Origin of the sequence: Zongyangia hominis, assembly GCF_014385095.1 — a bacterium.
GTDB classification, from domain to species: domain Bacteria; phylum Bacillota; class Clostridia; order Oscillospirales; family Ruminococcaceae; genus Zongyangia; species Zongyangia hominis.
The window spans coordinates 17,692-34,160 of sequence record NZ_JACRTC010000004.1 but is presented as its reverse complement, the minus strand read 5'-3'; the positions used below and the strand labels follow the sequence as shown (position 1 = coordinate 34,160).

22 protein-coding genes are annotated in these 16,469 nt (G+C 62.5%); 21 read left to right on the top strand and 1 reads right to left on the bottom strand.

Annotated features, from left to right (window positions below):
• The first annotated feature begins 534 nt into the window (after positions 1-534).
• The 21 genes from H8709_RS06875 to H8709_RS06775 all read left to right on the top strand — a co-directional run bounded on the left by H8709_RS06875 (position 535) and on the right by H8709_RS06775 (position 15,354).
• A complete protein-coding gene (locus H8709_RS06875; protein WP_262397645.1) occupies positions 535-1,422 on the top strand; it encodes an LCP family glycopolymer transferase in 888 nt (295 codons plus the stop codon).
• Between the two features lie 153 nt (positions 1,423-1,575).
• A complete protein-coding gene (locus H8709_RS06870) occupies positions 1,576-1,908 on the top strand; it encodes a terminase small subunit (protein WP_262397644.1) in 333 nt (110 codons plus the stop codon).
• Positions 1,909-2,193: 285 nt separating this feature from the next.
• Positions 2,194-3,456, top strand: a complete 1,263-nt coding sequence (locus H8709_RS06865) for a PBSX family phage terminase large subunit (protein WP_262397643.1) — start codon at positions 2,194-2,196, stop codon at positions 3,454-3,456.
• 150 nt (positions 3,457-3,606) lie between these two features.
• Positions 3,607-4,770 carry a phage portal protein gene (locus tag H8709_RS06860; RefSeq protein ID WP_262397642.1) on the top strand — a complete coding sequence of 388 codons (1,164 nt, stop codon included), beginning with the start codon at positions 3,607-3,609 and terminating at the stop codon, positions 4,768-4,770.
• Complete coding sequence (locus tag H8709_RS06855) at positions 4,767-5,753, top strand: hypothetical protein (RefSeq protein WP_262397641.1); 987 nt, start codon at positions 4,767-4,769, stop codon at positions 5,751-5,753. The genes H8709_RS06860 and H8709_RS06855 overlap by 4 nt, the downstream gene beginning before the upstream one ends.
• A gap of 11 nt (positions 5,754-5,764) precedes the next feature.
• The gene (locus H8709_RS06850; protein WP_262397640.1) at positions 5,765-6,097 is read left to right on the top strand and encodes a hypothetical protein; all 333 of its coding nucleotides are present in this window, start codon (positions 5,765-5,767) and stop codon (positions 6,095-6,097) included.
• A 35-nt stretch (positions 6,098-6,132) separates the two neighbouring features.
• Positions 6,133-7,143: a phage major capsid protein gene (locus tag H8709_RS06845; RefSeq protein WP_316248750.1), complete on the top strand. Its 1,011-nt coding sequence runs from the start codon at positions 6,133-6,135 to the stop codon at positions 7,141-7,143.
• 296 nt (positions 7,144-7,439) lie between these two features.
• Positions 7,440-7,796 carry a hypothetical protein gene (locus H8709_RS06840; protein ID WP_262397639.1) on the top strand — a complete coding sequence of 119 codons (357 nt, stop codon included), beginning with the start codon at positions 7,440-7,442 and terminating at the stop codon, positions 7,794-7,796.
• A gap of 10 nt (positions 7,797-7,806) precedes the next feature.
• Entirely contained in the window at positions 7,807-8,136 is a 330-nt protein-coding gene (locus H8709_RS06835) for a hypothetical protein (protein WP_262397638.1), read from the top strand.
• Positions 8,127-8,621 carry a hypothetical protein gene (locus H8709_RS06830; RefSeq protein ID WP_262397637.1) on the top strand — a complete coding sequence of 165 codons (495 nt, stop codon included), beginning with the start codon at positions 8,127-8,129 and terminating at the stop codon, positions 8,619-8,621. Before H8709_RS06835 ends, H8709_RS06830 begins: the two co-directional genes overlap by 10 nt.
• The gene (locus tag H8709_RS06825) at positions 8,621-9,685 is read left to right on the top strand and encodes a hypothetical protein (protein ID WP_262397636.1); all 1,065 of its coding nucleotides are present in this window, start codon (positions 8,621-8,623) and stop codon (positions 9,683-9,685) included. Before H8709_RS06830 ends, H8709_RS06825 begins: the two co-directional genes overlap by 1 nt.
• A gap of 12 nt (positions 9,686-9,697) precedes the next feature.
• Entirely contained in the window at positions 9,698-10,078 is a 381-nt protein-coding gene (locus H8709_RS06820; RefSeq protein WP_262397635.1) for a hypothetical protein, read from the top strand.
• Positions 10,075-10,374, top strand: coding sequence for a hypothetical protein (locus tag H8709_RS06815; RefSeq protein ID WP_262397634.1), 300 nt, complete (start codon positions 10,075-10,077; stop codon positions 10,372-10,374). The genes H8709_RS06820 and H8709_RS06815 overlap by 4 nt, the downstream gene beginning before the upstream one ends.
• Entirely contained in the window at positions 10,371-10,682 is a 312-nt protein-coding gene (locus tag H8709_RS06810; RefSeq protein ID WP_262397633.1) for a hypothetical protein, read from the top strand. The genes H8709_RS06815 and H8709_RS06810 overlap by 4 nt, the downstream gene beginning before the upstream one ends.
• Positions 10,683-11,107: 425 nt before the next feature.
• Positions 11,108-11,503: a hypothetical protein gene (locus H8709_RS06805; RefSeq protein WP_262397632.1), complete on the top strand. Its 396-nt coding sequence runs from the start codon at positions 11,108-11,110 to the stop codon at positions 11,501-11,503.
• Positions 11,500-12,519: a hypothetical protein gene (locus tag H8709_RS06800; RefSeq protein ID WP_262397631.1), complete on the top strand. Its 1,020-nt coding sequence runs from the start codon at positions 11,500-11,502 to the stop codon at positions 12,517-12,519. The genes H8709_RS06805 and H8709_RS06800 overlap by 4 nt, the downstream gene beginning before the upstream one ends.
• Entirely contained in the window at positions 12,479-12,835 is a 357-nt protein-coding gene (locus tag H8709_RS06795) for a hypothetical protein (protein WP_262397630.1), read from the top strand. Before H8709_RS06800 ends, H8709_RS06795 begins: the two co-directional genes overlap by 41 nt.
• Positions 12,836-12,862: 27 nt before the next feature.
• On the top strand, positions 12,863-13,216 hold the full coding sequence (locus H8709_RS06790; RefSeq protein WP_262397629.1) for a hypothetical protein: 354 nt from the start codon (positions 12,863-12,865) through the stop codon (positions 13,214-13,216).
• A complete protein-coding gene (locus H8709_RS06785; RefSeq protein WP_262397628.1) occupies positions 13,209-14,294 on the top strand; it encodes a baseplate J/gp47 family protein in 1,086 nt (361 codons plus the stop codon). Before H8709_RS06790 ends, H8709_RS06785 begins: the two co-directional genes overlap by 8 nt.
• Positions 14,291-14,863 (top strand): hypothetical protein, encoded by a 573-nt coding sequence (locus H8709_RS06780; protein WP_262397627.1) that lies wholly within the window; start codon positions 14,291-14,293, stop codon positions 14,861-14,863. The genes H8709_RS06785 and H8709_RS06780 overlap by 4 nt, the downstream gene beginning before the upstream one ends.
• Before the next feature lie 14 nt (positions 14,864-14,877).
• Complete coding sequence (locus H8709_RS06775; protein ID WP_262397626.1) at positions 14,878-15,354, top strand: hypothetical protein; 477 nt, start codon at positions 14,878-14,880, stop codon at positions 15,352-15,354.
• 163 nt (positions 15,355-15,517) lie between these two features.
• On the opposite strand, the gene H8709_RS06770 is transcribed toward H8709_RS06775, so the two are convergent.
• A complete protein-coding gene (locus H8709_RS06770; RefSeq protein WP_262397625.1) occupies positions 15,518-16,453 on the bottom strand; it encodes a glycosyltransferase family 2 protein in 936 nt (311 codons plus the stop codon).
• Positions 16,454-16,469: the final 16 nt, after the last annotated feature.

The following is a 16,469-nucleotide window of genomic DNA, read 5'->3' as shown; positions in this document are numbered from 1 at the left end:
TTATTGATTTTGTTGGTTTGACCAGTTTGCAAAAAATTTTGCTTCCTTCCCTGGTGAATTTCCACAAGTCCACCTACCGCGCCTACCGGCGGGGATGACGCGCACCGGGTTCGAACTAAACCACAGACGCGTTGCACGCGGTTGTGGCTCGTAAGTGTCACAGCGCGGTTTCCACCACCGGCAGGTGGCGCGCCCTGGGTTTGAGCCAAACCACAGTCGCGTTGCACGCGGTTGTGGCTCGTAAGTGTCACAGTGCGGTTTCCACCACCGGCAGGTGGCGCGCCCTGGGTTTGAGCTAAACCACAGGCGCGTTGCACGCGGTTGCGGCTCGTTGGCGTCTCAGCGCGGTTTCCACCACCGGCAGGTGGCGCGCCCTGGGTTTGAGCCAAACCACAGTCGCGCTGCACGCGCTTCGGGTGCGACTGCGGCACAGCGCGATATGGGGGCGATAGGTGGATGTGCATTTAGGGCGGGAGGTATGAATGGAGAGAAAATGCGTATCCTAATCAATAACAATGGGCGAGGAGGGATTGCATGAGCGAAAGGAAACGGGCGGTGAAAAGCTTCCTGCTCAGCTTTTCCGCCGCCTTTTTGGTGCTGGCGGTCATCGCCGCCACGGTGGCCATGACGGTGGGGCGCAAAAGCGGTGCCATCTCCTCCGAATCCGAAGCGCCGGTGGAGGACAGCTACATTCCCTCCGACGACGACGATCTGACGGTGCTACTGTGCTTCCATGAAAAGAAGGACGCGGAGGAAACGACGGCCTCCTACCATCTGATTCATTTAGACGCCAAAACCGCCCGCACCCTGGTCATTCCTTTGCCCTATCAGACCGCATTCAAAAAGGATGGGGAGAAAACGACCCTGGACGCCCTCTGGAAGGAGGGGGGCGGGGAGCTCTGCGCCGGCGTAGTACAGGAAAATTTGCAGCTGACGGTGGACGCCTATTTGGACACCGACTTGGCCGGGCTCGAAGAGCTTATCGGGCGCATCGGCACCATCAAATATGAGGTGAAGGAGTCGGCGGGCTTTGTGCGGGACGGGCGCAATGTGGCCCTCTCCCGGGGAAAGCAGCTCTTAGACGCGCAGAAGATCGTGGATTTGGGCTACTACCGGCTGACCACCCAGGGAGAGATGGCCCGCAATGAGTTTTTGGCCGAGGTAGTCTCCCTCTTTATGGAGAAGAGAATCGCGCCTCTTTATTTGGAGGACGCGGACGAGCTTTTCCACAACCTCCTGGACTGCTTTCAAACCAACCTTTCCGCCCAAGACTATGTGAGAAGGTCCGGCTTCTTTAAAAGCCTGTTTGCCAAAAGTGACCGGACCGTTACGGTGAAGATCGGCGGCCGGTATTATGGCGGCCGGGAGGAATATGTCCTCTCCGATACCACCATCAACACCCTGCGCAGCATGTTCCGATAATCCAATTTGTCGAAATGTGTCGAAATACACAAAAAATTTCTGAGATTTTTTATTAATTGATTAGAGGTTGTACCTACGGGTACAACCTCTTTTCCTTTTATGGGTCTGACGTAAGGGATGAAAAGAAAGGGGGCGTTGTTTCTGGCAGGGCACATGTGCGAAAAGAAACGGTCCTCCTCTACGGGGAAGACACCGCGGACCGTGGAGGAGAGTCTGCGGAAGCTGGCCATGGGGTCGGTCAACGACAGCGTCAAGCTGGTGATTCAGTCCTCCGAGGATCCGGTATCCATTGACGGGCTGGATCTGTTTAATATTAAAGAAATAAGGACCAACAAGGACGGCATCGAGATTAAGTTCTACGACCGGCTGGAGGCACTCAAATGCCTGGATATGCTCCAGCACCGGCTGGAGGAGAAGGAAGAGGGCCGCAAGATGCTGTTAGCTTTAAGCGGGGAAAGCGAACCCATCGAGGAGGACGCACCCTGACTTATGGGTCGCGCCGCGGATGAAGAAAGCGCATGAAAAGCGCGGCGGTCACCGCTTGTACGGGCGGGATACGTTCCACCTGCGGCGAAGCGGCCCGGCCGGCTCCAAAAGAAAAACAGGGGAGCCCCTCGGCGCTCCAAAACCATAAAGCGCGAGGGCCCCGCTGTGAACCGGGACTCCGGGGATATACGCGGGGATGACAAAGCGTATGGGACGCGGAGGATAAGCCGCGTACGAAGACAAAAAAGAACAAGCGGACGACCAAAGTGGCAGGGGGGAGAAGCAGTGGCAAATCCGGCGTTTTCCAAGCGGCAGCAGGCGGTGCTGCGCTGGTGGACTTCCCGCAGCCCCTACCGGCGCCACGACGCCATCATCTGCGACGGGGCCATCCGGTCGGGCAAGACCTTTTCCATGGGTCTTTCCTTTGTGGTGTGGGCCATGCTGGGCTTCTCCGACGCCGCCTTCGCCCTATGCGGGCGGACGCTGGGCTGTGTCCGGCGCAACCTTCTTTCCCCCCTATTGCCGGTCTTAGCTTCCCTGGGCTTTCACGCCCAGGAGACGGCCTCCCAAAATCTGGTGGAAATCAGCTACGCGGGGCGTCACAACCGGTTTTATCTCTTTGGGGGCAACGATGAAAGCTCCGCCGCCCGGATTCAGGGCGTCACCCTGTCGGGGGCGCTGTTTGACGAGGTGGCGCTGCTGCCCCGCTCCTTTGTGGAGCAGGCCCTGGCCCGGTGCTCGGTGCGGGGAAGCAAATTTTGGTTTAACTGCAATCCCGAGCACCCGGGCCACTGGTTTTACCAGGAGTGGATTTTAAAGCGGCGGGAAAAGCGAGCGCTGTACCTTCATTTTACCATGCGGGACAATCCCGCCCTTTCCCCCGAAATCATCCGGCGTTATGAAAATATCTATTCCGGCGCTTTTTACGAGCGCTTTGTATTGGGGCGGTGGAGCGCCGCCGCCGGGGCGGTCTACCCCATGTTTTCCCCGGCGGCCCATGTGGTCAACGCCCTCCCCCAGCGGATGGAGCGCTACCTCCTCTCCTGCGACTACGGCATCGTCAACCCCTGTTCAGCGGGGCTCTGGGGTCTTAGCGGCGGGGTCTGGTACCGGATGCGGGAATACTACTACGACGCCAAGGCCCACGGCGGCGTCCTGCGCACCGACGAGGAGCACTACAAGGCCATTGAGGCGCTGGGCGGCGGCCTCCCCGTGCGGGAGATCGTCGTCGACCCGTCGGCGGCCAGCCTCATGGAGACGGTGCGCAGCCACGGGAGATTTCTCCCGGTGCCCGCCGACAACCAGGTACTCCCCGGCATCCGGGCGGTGGCCGCCGCCCTGGACGAGGGGAAGATCAAGCTGTGGGAGGGCTGTGTGGACAGCATTCGGGAATTTTCCCTTTACCGCTGGGACGAGGCGGCGGGCGCAGACCGGGTGGTCAAGCGGTTTGACCACGCCATGGACGACATCCGCTATTTCGTCATGCACGCCCTGGGCCGTCCCGCCGGCGGCTTCTTCGCTATGGCGGCCGACCGTTGGGAGGATTAAAGGACCTTTTCCGGCCCCCTTTCGGGAGAAAGGAAGGCTGGGGCCGTCCCAGCCGCCAGGGCGGGGCGTCGGACAAAGGCTCCGATAAGAACAAATGTATTATAAGTACAACGACACGAAAAGTATCGAAGACATATGGGAGGTGGTCTTTTGCGTTTTTCCTTTGGCAGGCGGGGCAGACCCGCCGCCGCGGCCAACGTGGTACAGACATCCCCGCCCCCCGGCTTTGACTGGGACAAAGGGATGTTGGGACTCGATGAGCAGTGCAGGCTCTATGACCGGCTGCGGGAGTCGGTCCCCCTCATCGACGCGGCGCTTTGCAAGATCGTGCGGCTGACCATGGGGGACATCACCGTGTCCTTAGGGGATAAAAAGGCCGAGCGGGAGCTGGCCGCTTTTCTGGAGCGGGTGCCGGTGTCGGGCGGCGGCGCGGGACTGGGTGAGTTTTTGGCCCGGTATCTGGACAGCCTGCTTTGCTACGGCAACGCGGTAGGCGAAGTGGTCCTCGACCACAAGCGGGGCGAGATCGCGGGGCTCTACCACGCGTCCCTCGCCGACGTGGAGGCGCGCCCTGGGGAGAACCCCCTGGAAACCCGGATTTTTTCCCGCAGCGGCGGCTTCGACCTCCGGCCGGTGCCCTATCCCCAGCTCGTCCTCTTTTCCGCCCTCTCCCCCCGGCCCGGGGAGGCGGTGGGCCGCTCCCTCTTACGGAGCTTGCCCTTTGTCAGCGACGTGCTCCTCAAAATCTTTGAGGCGACCCGGCAGAACTTCGAGCGGGTGGGCAATGTCCGCTTCGCCGTCACCTACCACCCCGGGGACGGCCCCATGGATAGGGCCTATGCCCAGGAGATGGCCCGGCATATCGCCGACGAGTGGCGCAGCGCCATCAGCGCCCAGGACGGCCGGGTAAGGGACTTCGTCTGCGTGGGGGATGTGGACATCAAGGTCATCGGCGCGGACAACCAGGTGCTGGACATCCAGGTGCCGGTGCGCCAGATGACCGAGCAGATCGTGGCCAAGCTGGGGGTGCCCCCCTTCCTGCTGGGGCTCCAGTGGTCCACCACCGAACGGATGAGCGCCCAGCAAGCCGACATCCTCACCAGTGAGCTCGACTGCTACCGCACCCAGTTAAACGCGGTCATCCGGCGGATTGTGGGCATCTGGTTAGGGCTGCGCGGCATAGAAGACGAGCCTGTCATCACCTGGGAGAGCATCAACCTCCAGGACGAGGTGGAGCTGGCCAAAGCCCGGCTCTATGACGCCCAGGCCCGGCAGCTCGAACAAATTTTGGAACGCGGGGAGGTGAAACCATGAACAAAGACACGATTGCCATCCCGACAGTGAAGGCGGGAAAGGCGGGCGGCGAAAATCAGGCGGGCCCCGAGACGCTGGAAAAGATTAACCGGTACAGCCTGCGTCCCATGGAGGCCGGGGAGGTCTATGTCTTCTCCCTCATTTTGTGCGACAACGACATCGACCGGGACAACGAGCGCTTTGATAAGGAGGGGCTGGACGCCCTCTCCCAGCTGTTTTTGGGCAAGACCGGCATCTTCGACCACAACCCCAAGAGCCAGAACCAGACCGCCCGCATCTTCGACTGCCAGGTTCTCCCCGACGAGAGCCGGAAGTGCGCCGACGGGACACCTTATTTTTATCTCAAGGCAAACGCCTACGCCGTGCGTTCCAAGCAAAACGAGGGGCTCATCCTGGACATCGACGCGGGCATCAAGAAAGAGGTCAGCATCGGTTGCAGCGTGGAGGGAAAAATCTGCTCCATCTGCGGGGAGGACGTCAAGAAGGACCGCTGCACCCATCAAAAGGGGAGGCGGTACGACGGGAAGCTCTGCTACCATCTGTTGCAGCGTCCCACCGACGCCTACGAATGGTCCTTTGTGGCCGTTCCGGCACAGCGCCGGGCCGGTGTGACCAAAAGCTACCACATCACAGGAGGAAAGACTATGGAACATCTGATCAAAAGCCTGTCAATGGGGGAGGAAGTTCTTTTGTCCTCCCACGAGGCGGGGGAACTGAGCGATTATATCGGTCAGCTGGAGAAAAAAGCGGCCCTGGGAACGCAGTACGTGGAGGATCTCAAAAGCCATGTGCGGGCCCTCTCTCTGCTGTGCGGGGAGGATATCCCGGCCCCGGCCTTCTCCACGCTGGTGGACAAGATGGATATCACAGAGCTCAAAGCGTTTGAAAAGTCCTTTGAGGAGCGGCTGGGCCAGGGCCCCGCGCCCCAGCTCAAAGCCGCGCCTTCCAAGGATAGGACCCCCAACGGGGAATTTAAAATCTAGGAGGAAGATTCATGACAGTTTCTTTTAAAGGACTCGGCCAGGTGGCCGCCACCTTTACCTGCGGCGCCGACGTGGCGGCAGGGCAAGTGGTGAGTATCTCCGAAAACGGCAAGGTGACCGCGGCCACCGCAGGCAGCGACGTCGCCGGCGTTTGCCAGAATGTGCGCCACGGCCTTGCCACCGTCATTGTGGCCGGACACGCCCAGATTCCCTATACCGGCGAGGTTTCCTTGGGGCTCGCGTCCCTGGTGGGCGAGGCGTCCGGCAAGGCCAAAGCGGGCGAGGGCGGCCGGCAGGTGCTGGTGGTCGCCAGTGAAAACGGCGTCCTGGACGCCTTCCTGTAAGCCCTACTTTCCAAAATTAAAGGAGGAATCACATCGTGACCTATGAAAGCACCCAGCTGGACCGGAGCATGTACGCCACCGCGTCCAAGAGCTTTTCGCGCATCCTGGAGGAGCTGGACCCCTCCGAAAACTACAAGGGCAGCGAGCTTGTGGGCCTGGACGCCTATCAGCGCCAGCTCAAACGCTTTGACATCAAGGTGGCCGGAGAGGGCTCCGACACCGTGGATAAATTCTTCAAAGAGCCCGCGGGCGCGGTGCTCTTCCCCGAATATATCGTCCGGGCGGTCCGTCAGGGCATGGACGAGAGCAGCATCCTTTCCAACATCATCGCCACCAAGACCGTCATCGACACCATGGACTACCGCGGCGTGACCTCGGAAAACGAGGGCAACGCGGTCAAGGAGGTGGGCGAGGGCGCTCAGATTCCCCAGACGGTCTTAAAACTCAAGGACAACCTGATCCGCCTCATCAAGCGGGGCCGGATGCTCTGCGCCTCCTACGAGGCGGTGCGCCACCAGAAGCTGGATCTCTTCACCGTGGCCCTGCGCCAGATGGGCGCCACCATGGCCAAAAGCCAGCTCTCCGACGCGGTGGACGTGCTGATGAACGGCGACGGCAACCGGAACGGTGCCAAGAAGCTGACGACCGCCGCCGCGGGGGAAGTGACCTACGCCGACCTGGTGGCGCTGTGGAACGAGTTTGAGGATTATCAGATGAACACCCTCCTCGTCTCCCCCGACGTCATGGCAAAGCTGTTGCTTCTCCCTGAGTTCCAGGACACCGGCGCTGGGGACATCTTTAATGCCACCGGCATGCTCAAGACCCCCATGGGCGCCATGCTCTATAAATCCACCTGCGTTCCCGCGGGCACCATCATCGCCCTGGACCGCCGCTACGCGCTGGAAATGGTCTGTGCCAGCGATGTGCAGATTGATTACGACAAGGTCATCGACCGCCAGCTCGACCGTGCGGCCGTCACCGCCATCACCGGTTTTTCCAAGATTTTCCCCGACGCCGTGCGGGTAATGACCGTCAAAACCGCATAGCCCCTGCCGGGGCGGGATGCCGCGCCGGGACGCATGGGTAACGATGGCGCGATTGACGCGGCAGGGGCACTTTCGCTGAGAATGGGCCAAAGCACGGCTTGCCCCGCCGCAGCCCCTACCGGGGCGCGAGCGTGACGATGGCGCGATGGACGCGACAAGGGCGCTTACGCTGAGAACGCAACAAAGCGCGGCCTGCCCCGCCGCAGGCGGAGATCGCAGCACCCCAGCAGGGACGCCGTCCCCCGTGGCAAACGGCGGACGGCGTCCCTGCGCTGAAATGAGAAAGGAGAACGCGGTTGGAACTGAGTAAGATATTGGAACGATTCGCCCTGTTTGCGGATATGGAGCTGACCGACGCCATGCAGTGGCTCCCCCTGTGCCAGGCCGCGGCCCAGTCGGTGGAGCGCTCGCTGCGCCCCGGTGCGGACCCCGACAAAAACCAGGAGCGGCTGAGCCTGGTGGCCGCGGCCCTTGCCTATCACCACTACGAGAAAGGCCGGGGGAGCGCGGGGACTAAGAGTATCTCGGTGGGGGATGTGAAGGTGGAGTCCTCCGCCCAGAGCGACACCTCCCGGGAGGTTTTGGAGGAGATGTGGGCCCTGTGTCAGGACCTGCTCACCCGGCCGGACGGCGACGTCTGGCTTTGCAGCTAGGAGGAAACGCATGGAGATACGAAAAGAATACCGGTGGTTTCTTGACCACTACGGCTCCCGGATAAAGCTGGGGGAGGACTCCTTTAAAGCGGTCCTCCTCCCGGCCAACCGGACCACCATGGGCCGCCGGGAGAAGGGAGACTATATCCCGGCGGGTCAGGAGCCGCGGGAGGAATACATCTACATCGGGCCGGTGGAGCATCCCCTGCCGGTGGACGCCGTCGTGGAGTGCGGCGGACAGGAATTTGTGGTGCGCTCAAGCATGGAGGTCCTCTTTGAAGACGCGCCGCTCTATAACCGGGCCATCCTGATGCCCGCGGAGGATAAGCCATGGCAATGATCGCGGCCTTTCACAAACTCTATCAGCTCAAAGCCCAGGTGCGGGACCTGCTCGCCGCGGGCGGCATCCCCGACGCGGACATCCTCTGCGAGTTCCCGGCCGGAGGCAGAAGCTACCCCCTGCGCCGCCCCTGCATCTGTGTGGGGCTGCGGGCGGTCACCCTGTCCGAGGGGGCCATGGGCAGCTTTGTGGGACTGGGAGAAAACGGGGAGCAGCTCTTTGGCAGGAAGATGGCGGTAGAACTGCGCTTTGACATCTATCTGCCCAAAAGCTGGGAAAAGGACTGCCACTACTACTTTTGCGCCCTGTGCGACCTGATGACCGAAAAGCTCCCGGACCTCGGCAAAATGTGGTGCGGGGAAATGTGCGCCACCGCCCAAAACGACGGGTTCACCCTGCCCTGCTACGCCGCCCTGACCGCTTTTGTCTGCCGGGGCGAGGAGGAAGAGGACTTGACCCAGATTATCCTGAGGAGGAATGATTGATGAGTAGGACAGCGTCCTCCCCTGCCAGCGAAAGGCCGGGGGTGACATCCAGTTATATCGTCCAGTCCCTGTACCGGGGCAAGGACGGCGCGCTGCCGGTGGGGCTCATTGTCCCGGCCGCCGCGCAAAACGACGGCACGGCCAATGAGGCGGGGAGCCTTTCGGCTCTCACCGAGATTTACACGGCACAAAGCGCCATCTTATTAAAGGCGGCGGACATTCTGCTGCAAAACGGCGTCGGCCGGCTCATTGTGGCCGCGGTTCCCGATGAAAACGCCGGGGCGGCGGACTACAAAAAAGCCGTCGACAACCTCTGCGACCACAAGGCCCCCCGGGTGGTGGTCTGCTACGGAGCCGACGAAGGGGTGATGTCTTATCTGAGTGAGCGCATCGCTTCGGACAGCCTCGCCCAGAAGGAGAAAATCGGCCTTTGCGCCTGTGACGGCCCCGACGCGGCCCTCGCTTTGGCGGGGAAGCTAAATAGCGAGCGGATGATGGTCTGCGCGGGCAAGTGTAAGGCGGGAGATGGGTCGGACAGCTTCTTTACCGCCTGCGCCATGGCGGGGCTTCTCGCCGCCACAGAGGACCCGTCGGCCAACCTAAACGGCAGCGCGCTCGTAGGCGTCGACGCCCTGGAAACGGAGTTTTCCGAAGGCGACATCCAGCGGATGCTCACCGGCGGCGTCACCCCCTTTGAGACGGTGTCGGGCGCGGTGGAGTGCATCAAGCCCGTCTCCACCCGCACCACCACCGACGGGGTCAGCGACCGCACCTGGCATTCCATCGGCGCGGTGATGACCATTGACCACTGTATGCGGCGGCTGCGGGACATGCTCAAAATCCGGCTCAAGGGGGCCAAAAACAACCTGGCCACCCGGGAGTCCATCCGGTCCCAGGTGGCGCTGGAGCTCTCGAACCTCTGCCAGGGCGGCATCATCGACGACTTTGGCCCGCCGCTCATCTATAAATCCGACAGCGATCCGGGCGTGTGCGTGGTGGAGCTGTCCTTTCGGGTGTCCGGCGCCATGGACATGATCCATGTGGCCGCCCATATCACCATGTAAGGAGGAAAACGCATGATTGTTTCTTTCCCCAGCAGCAAGGACATCTCCATCGAAGTAAACGGCAAGCGCCTGGCGGTGGCCCAGTCCTATAAGGTGAAGGCCTCCAAGGAGAGCCGCTATATCGAGGCGCTGGGCAGCGAGGAGCCGGTGGGCGCCGTGGGCGGACGCAGCCGCTATCTCTTGGAACTGACCCGGGTGGCGGTCACCGACACGGCCCTCTCCGACGGCATCGACTTTTACAGCCTCTCCGACTTTAACGTGGTCATCGGCGGCCCCGACAAGCGGGTCATCTTCTCGGGCTGCGAGTGGTCCGACATCGTGGAAAGCTCCTCGGTAGGCGAGGTGGTCTTGGAATCGGTGGCCATTTTGGCCTCCAAGAGGTTACAGATATGAGGCGGCTGCGGCTGATGGGCGGCTCCTATGAGCTGCGGCCCATCAGCGCCTACGACGCCGTCCGGGGGACGAAACTCGCCCAGAAGGCCGCCGCCCAGATGGAAAAGCACGCCACCTGTCAGGTGGAGGATTTGTGCGACGGGGCCTGTATGGCGGCGCTGTGCCTCTACCGGGCCGGACGGCGGGCCTTTTCCACACCGCTTACCGTCCTGCGCGCGCTGAGTGTGGAGGAGATCACCCGGGTGCAGCGGGAATATCTGCGCATGATGAGCGAAGAGGGGGAGGACGAGGCATGAACTATTTTGAACAGCTCGTCTCCCTGGGCCGCTTTGCCCCCAAAGGGGCGGCGGAGAATGCACACCGCACGGAGGAGGGCGGGGACAAGCGCCCGCTGCCCTTCGACGCGGGCTTGCCCGCCCATTCTCCCGGCGACTTTACCGTGAAGGCGGCCGCCGGGGATATCCAGGTGCGCATCAAGGAGCCTTCTCCCCTGCGGTTTCCGACGTCCGCCAGTCCCCTGCGGCAGGAAGGCAGGGCGCTGGCGGAGGAAATCTCCGACGAAGTCATGTTCGACGCCCTGCGGGGCAGCGTGACGCTCCAGTAAGCAGCGGTGCCCGCGCTCCGATGACAACCGCGCCACGGCGCGGCATGGGAGCGGACACGGTCCGCCAACCGGCGGGAAAGACGCGGGCAAGGCCCGGACCGCAACGCTGTCGCGGTATTCGCGCACCGATGACGTCCGCGCCACAGCGCGGCATGGAAGCGGACACTGTCCGCGCCTACCGGCGGGGCTGTCGCGCACTTGGCTCTATTCTTGTCGCTGACGCAGAGCACGCGCTTTGGTCTTCTATGGCCGCCTGTGGTCCTACGTGCCTGCCGGCGGGAAAGACGCGCGCAAGGCTCTGACCGCAACACGGCCGCGTGTTCGCGCTCCGATGACGTCCGCGCCATAGTGCGGCATGGGAGCGGACACGGTCCGCCATTCACCGGCCCCGGATGGGGCCCATCCAAACCTAGGAGGCGACGCCCATGGAACTGATGCAATTTAAAAGCTACGTCTGGCCCTATAACCCCCAGCGCGTCGAGATCACGCTGGGGCGGGACCTGCGCACCCGGCAGGCCCGGGGCTTCGGCACCCTGGTCAGCGACTGGGGACAGACCCCCGCCCGCGTCGAGGGGGAGGGGGAGTTCTTCGGCTCTGACTGCAAGGAGCAGTTCGAGCGGCTGCGGCGCATCTTCGACGAGGAGGGCTCGGGCAAGCTGCTGCTCCCCTCCTTCCGCCCGGTCTACGCCTATTTTGAGAGCCTCAAGCTCCTGGGGGAGGGGCCGCTCCACACCCTGCGCTACGGCTTTGTCTTCACCGAGGACACCGAGCGGGTCATCTCCGGGGGCGGACGGCTCTCCTTAAACGGGGTGTTTTCATGAAAGTGCTCATCTACACCCTCTCGGGCAAGCTCATCCGCCCCCGGCAGATTTTGGCCTTCTCCCTAGACGAGAGCCTGTTTGTCCCCGCCGCCGCCCTGGATTTGACAATCTCCGACATGCTGGACGAGTGCGCGGGCAGCGTCCTTGTCTACGACGGGGAGAAGCTCCTCTTCGACGGCTTTGTGGACCGGCAGCAGGTCATGGAAAGCGCGGCGGCGGGCGGGAGCACCCGCATCCGGGCCCGAAGCCGGGGGGCGCTTTTACTCGACAATGAGGCCCGGCCCCAGACCTATCAGCGCACCACCGCCCGGGACATCTTTGAGCGGCACTTAAAGCCCCACGGCTTTACGAGAATTGTGGGCCACCGCCAGGAGCTGGGCAGCTTCGTGGTGGGCAAGGGGATGACCGAGTGGGAGGTGCTCCTCTCCTTTTTAGAGAAAACCACCGGCGCCTATCCGAGACTGCTCCCGGACGGCACGGTCAACATAGAAACCTATCTCAAAAGCGAACGCCGGGTCCATCTTTCCAACACCCGGCCGGGTGCGGTGCGGTATACGGGCTATGAAATCCGCTACGACCGCCACGCCCCCATCGAAAAGATTCTCATTGAAAACGAAAACGGCTTTTACACCACCTGTGTGCGCAACCCCGCGGCCATCGAGGCGGGCATCTCCCGGCGGAAATATCAGACGACGCCCAAGGAGTACGCCGACGCGCCGGTGCGAAACGCCAAGCTGCGCATCCGGGAGTCCATGCGGGACTATTTTACGGTGCGGGTGACGGCCGCCGCCCGGGAGGGCATCGACCTGTTGGACCTGTGCTTCTTTGGGCCCCTGGAGGACGGGAAGCGGGAGCTCATCGTCACCGGGCGCACCCTGACGCTGGGGCCCAAGGGCTGGGAGATCTCGGCCGTTTTGCAGGACAAAAGCCATCTGGAAATCGATCTGAGCGAAGGAGAAAAGGAGGGCGAAAACCATGTGGTTATCCCAAAACCGGTCATCGGCTCCGGCCGCTGACACCGGCCGGGTCACTTTGGCGTCGGGGGAAACCCAGGCGGTGTCGGGGGGCGCGGAACTGCGGGACGCCCCGTCCTACGCGCCCTATGGCTACGCCGCCCGTCCCCCCGAGGGAACGCCGGTGCTCCTGCTCTCCACCGGTTTGGGGCAGGTGTCCTGCGGTGTCCAGTCCCAGGACGGGGGTCTTTCCCCCGGAGAGGTGGTCATCCGCTCAGCGGGCGGGGCCGAAGTGCGGCTTAAAAACGACGGCACCATCTGGCTCAACGGCGCTCACATCACCCCCGGCGGCCAATTTGTCCCCGGCGGGGGCAATTAACCCGATCAACGGAAAGGAAGATGGATGATGGATATGCGCATCCAAAACGGGGATTTTGTCCCCGACCGCCGGGGTATCCCCCGGGGCTGCTTTGGCGTGGAAGAGGTCGTCAACCGCGTTCTGCTCTGCCTGACCGCCCGCCGGGGAGGCTTTGCCCGGATGCCCCATTTCGGCAGCCGCCTCCACACGCTGCGGGGCGGGACCCAGGAGCGGATGGACGAGCAGGCGGCCATGATGGTGCGGGAAGCCCTGGAGGGGGTGGATGAAGTGCGGGTGGGGGATGTGTCCACCGCCCGCATGGGTTCCGTCCTCACCGTCCGCGTGGGGCTGCAAATGGACGCGGGAGATTATGACGTAAAGGTAGGTGTGTCCCTTGACTGACGAGTTTACCCCACTTTCCTACGAAGAAATACTCGACCAAATGACGGCGGAATACGAGTCCCTCAGCGGCTACGCGCCCCAGGAGGCCGGCGACATCGCCATCCGCCTGCGGCTCTTGGCCGGAGAACTGGCGGCCCTCCACGAAAAGGTGGAGTTCGCCGGGAAAATGCTCTTTGCCGATACGGCCGCCGGGGAATATCTGGACCGGCACGCCCAGACCCGGGGCCTCGTCCGCAAGGGGGCGGTCCCGGCGGCGGGCAGTCTCCGCTTTGGACGGGACACCGCCGCGGCCTACGACATCCCCATCCCGGCGGGGGCCCTCTGCTGCACCGACGGCGACGACCCCGTCCGCTTTGAGACGGTGGAGGATGGGGTTCTATCCGCCGGGGAAACATCGGTGGACATCCCCGCTGCCGCCACCCAGGGCGGACACGCGGGCAATGTGGCCGCCGGGGCCGTCTCGGTGATGGTGACCCCGCCCCAGGGTGTGGCCAGGGTGTCAAACCCCGCCCCCTTTTCGGGCGGCAGCGACGAGGAGGACGACGAGACCCTGCGCAAGCGCCTGCTCGCGGCCTTCGCCTCCATTTCCAACGGCACCAACGCGGTTTTCTACTACAACCTGGCCATTTCCTTCGATTTTGTCCGCTCGGCCCATGTCATCCCCCGCCGCCGTGGCCGGGGTACGGTGGACGTGGTGGTGGACGTGGACGCGGCAAGCGTGTCCCGCATGTCCGAGATCGAGCGGGAGATGGCGGCCCGCCGGGAAATCGGCGTGGACGTAAAGGTGTCCAGGGCACGGGAGAAGTCCGTTTCCGTTGCAGTGACTCTGACTCCCGCCGAGGGCTTTGTCCCGGAGGAAGTCAAAGCTTCCGCCCTGGCGGCGCTCACTTCCCTGGGCGAGCAATTGGCCGTGGGACAGCCGCTGAAACTGGTTGATCTGTATACAAGCATTATAAATATACAGGGAGTAGATAATTTTAGGGTGACAGCCCCCACGGCCGATGTGGCGGCGGGGGAAGATGAGGTCATCCGGCCCGCCTTCACGGTGACGGCGGCGCAGAGCGGAGGCGCGTCATGAGCGGGATGATGGCCCGGATGGGTAGTGCTCTGCGCCCGCTGGGGCTCTATGATCTGCGGGAGGGCAGCTTTGTGGCAAGGGAGCTTCGCTGCTACGCGGCGGCCCTCGATGCGGTGGACGACGCGCTGGACGCCCTTCTGCGGGAGGGCTTTGTGCAGACGGCCTCGGAGACGGGCATCTCCCGGATGGAGGCCATTACCTCCTCCCGGCAGAGCGCGGACATGCCGATAGAAAAGCGGCGGGAGATGCTTCTCTACCGCTTTGCCCACCGCCCCGACGACTTTAGTCCCGAGGGCATGAAAAACGGGCTGCGGGCCATCGGCCTGGACGCCACCCTCGTTGAGCTCCTGGCCCAGGAACAGCTCGTCCTCAGCGACAGCTCCGCCATGGCCGACCTCAGTCAATACCTGCGGGTGCGTCGGGAGGCCGGGCAGCTTCTGCCCGCCCATTTGGAGGTGCTCTTTGACATGGGCACCCTGACTTGGGCGGTCTTCGAGGGCAAAAACCACACCTGGAGCCAGTGGAATAACCTGGCGCTCAACTGGATGGAACTTGAAATTTATCAGTAAGGGAGAGACGGCCTATGGCCAGCACCAATCACACCGAACATCTGGGACTCAACCAATGGATTTTGACCGACAAGCCCCGGATGGACGATTTTAACAGTGACAATCTGAAAATTGACCAGAGCCTGGGTACCCATGTGGCTGACGGGGACATCCACGTCACGGCCGCCGAGCGCGCCAAGTGGAACGGAGCGCCCCGTATCGCGTCGGGCACCTATGTGGGGGATAACTCGGTGAGCCGCACCATTTCCGTGGGCTTTACCCCCAAGTTCTGCATCATCTTTGCCCAGGATGAGATGCCGGTGGACCCCGTCAACGACAACAGCATCGGCGAAGTTTTCTGCGCCATGGCCGCCAACGGCACCGGGTCCTACGGCTTGCGCATTGCCACGGGCGGCTTTACCATCACCCACCAGCAGGCCACCCCCATCGACCGGCGCTTTCTGCGCCTCAATCTCTCCGGCACCACCTACGGCTACTTCGCCATCGCCTAACGGGCAGGGCCCGTTCCCATATCGCGCTGTGGCGTGATGGAAACGGAAGCGCGAGTGACGCGGCAATGTAAGAATAAAACTTAGGGCGCGTCCTCCCCCGGCGGTAGCCGGCGGCACAAAAGAAGAGCGGACGTTATAAACGGCCGCTCTTCTTTTGTGTTTCTTATTGCTTGAGGAAGGTTTCGATAATAAAGCGGGGACGGTGCTTGACCTCGCCGTAAATCTTGCCGATATATTCGCCGATGACGCCGAGACACAGCAGCTGGATACCGCCGATGAGCCAGATGGAGGCGGCCAGGGTGGTCCAGCCGGTGACGGTCTTGCCCAGGAGCCAGACGATCAGGGAGTAGAGCAGGACCAGGATGGAGACAAAGAAGATGACAAAGCCCAAGGTGGTAATCAGGCGGATGGGCTTGACGCTGAAGGAAGTGATGCCGTCAAAAGCAAAGGCCAGCATCTTTTTGAGCGGGTATTTGGACTCGCCGGCAAACCGCTCGTGGCGCTCATAGGTGACCGTGCCGCTTTTAAATCCGATGAGGGGGACGATGCCCCGCAAAAAGAGATTGACTTCGTCAAACTCGCTGAGGCCCTCCAGGGCGCGGCGGCTCAAAAGCCGGTAGTCGGCGTGATCCTCCACGATGTCCACCCCCAGCGCCTTCATGAACTTGTAAAAGCCCCGGGCCGAGTTGCGCTTAAAGAAGGTGTCGGTGTCCCGCTTGCTGCGCACCCCGTAGACCACGTCGCACCCCGCCGCATACTGCTCGAGGAATTTGTCCACCGCCTCGATGTCGTCCTGCAGGTCCGCGTCCATGGAGATGGCGCAGTCGCACAGCTCCTTGGCGGTCATCAGCCCCGCCAGCAGGGCGTTTTGATGGCCCCGGTTGCGGGAAAGTTTGATGCCGCAGACAAGGCCGTTATCCTGGCACAGCTCCTCGATGATCTCCCAGGTGGCGTCCCGGCTGCCGTCGTTGACAAAGAGCATCCGGCTGTCCGACGCGATTTTTTGCCGGGAGATGAGGTCCTGGAGCTTTGCGGTCAGCCGCTTGGCCGTCTCGTGGAGCACCTCCTGTTCGTTATAGCAGGGTACCACAATGTACAATACCGGGCTTGTCACG

Coding starts and splice junctions, on each gene's coding strand:
- H8709_RS06830 (WP_262397637.1), top strand. CDS start 8,127: ATGGCAATGATCGCGGCCTTTCACAAACTCTATCAGCTCAAAGCCCAG.
- H8709_RS06825 (WP_262397636.1), top strand. CDS start 8,621: ATGAGTAGGACAGCGTCCTCCCCTGCCAGCGAAAGGCCGGGGGTGACA.
- H8709_RS06855 (WP_262397641.1), top strand. CDS start 4,767: ATGAACAAAGACACGATTGCCATCCCGACAGTGAAGGCGGGAAAGGCG.
- H8709_RS06780 (WP_262397627.1), top strand. CDS start 14,291: ATGAGCGGGATGATGGCCCGGATGGGTAGTGCTCTGCGCCCGCTGGGG.
- H8709_RS06815 (WP_262397634.1), top strand. CDS start 10,075: ATGAGGCGGCTGCGGCTGATGGGCGGCTCCTATGAGCTGCGGCCCATC.
- H8709_RS06795 (WP_262397630.1), top strand. CDS start 12,479: ATGTGGTTATCCCAAAACCGGTCATCGGCTCCGGCCGCTGACACCGGC.
- H8709_RS06835 (WP_262397638.1), top strand. CDS start 7,807: ATGGAGATACGAAAAGAATACCGGTGGTTTCTTGACCACTACGGCTCC.
- H8709_RS06800 (WP_262397631.1), top strand. CDS start 11,500: ATGAAAGTGCTCATCTACACCCTCTCGGGCAAGCTCATCCGCCCCCGG.
- H8709_RS06820 (WP_262397635.1), top strand. CDS start 9,698: ATGATTGTTTCTTTCCCCAGCAGCAAGGACATCTCCATCGAAGTAAAC.
- H8709_RS06870 (WP_262397644.1), top strand. CDS start 1,576: ATGTGCGAAAAGAAACGGTCCTCCTCTACGGGGAAGACACCGCGGACC.
- H8709_RS06850 (WP_262397640.1), top strand. CDS start 5,765: ATGACAGTTTCTTTTAAAGGACTCGGCCAGGTGGCCGCCACCTTTACC.
- H8709_RS06875 (WP_262397645.1), top strand. CDS start 535: ATGAGCGAAAGGAAACGGGCGGTGAAAAGCTTCCTGCTCAGCTTTTCC.
- H8709_RS06775 (WP_262397626.1), top strand. CDS start 14,878: ATGGCCAGCACCAATCACACCGAACATCTGGGACTCAACCAATGGATT.
- H8709_RS06805 (WP_262397632.1), top strand. CDS start 11,108: ATGGAACTGATGCAATTTAAAAGCTACGTCTGGCCCTATAACCCCCAG.
- H8709_RS06790 (WP_262397629.1), top strand. CDS start 12,863: ATGGATATGCGCATCCAAAACGGGGATTTTGTCCCCGACCGCCGGGGT.
- H8709_RS06810 (WP_262397633.1), top strand. CDS start 10,371: ATGAACTATTTTGAACAGCTCGTCTCCCTGGGCCGCTTTGCCCCCAAA.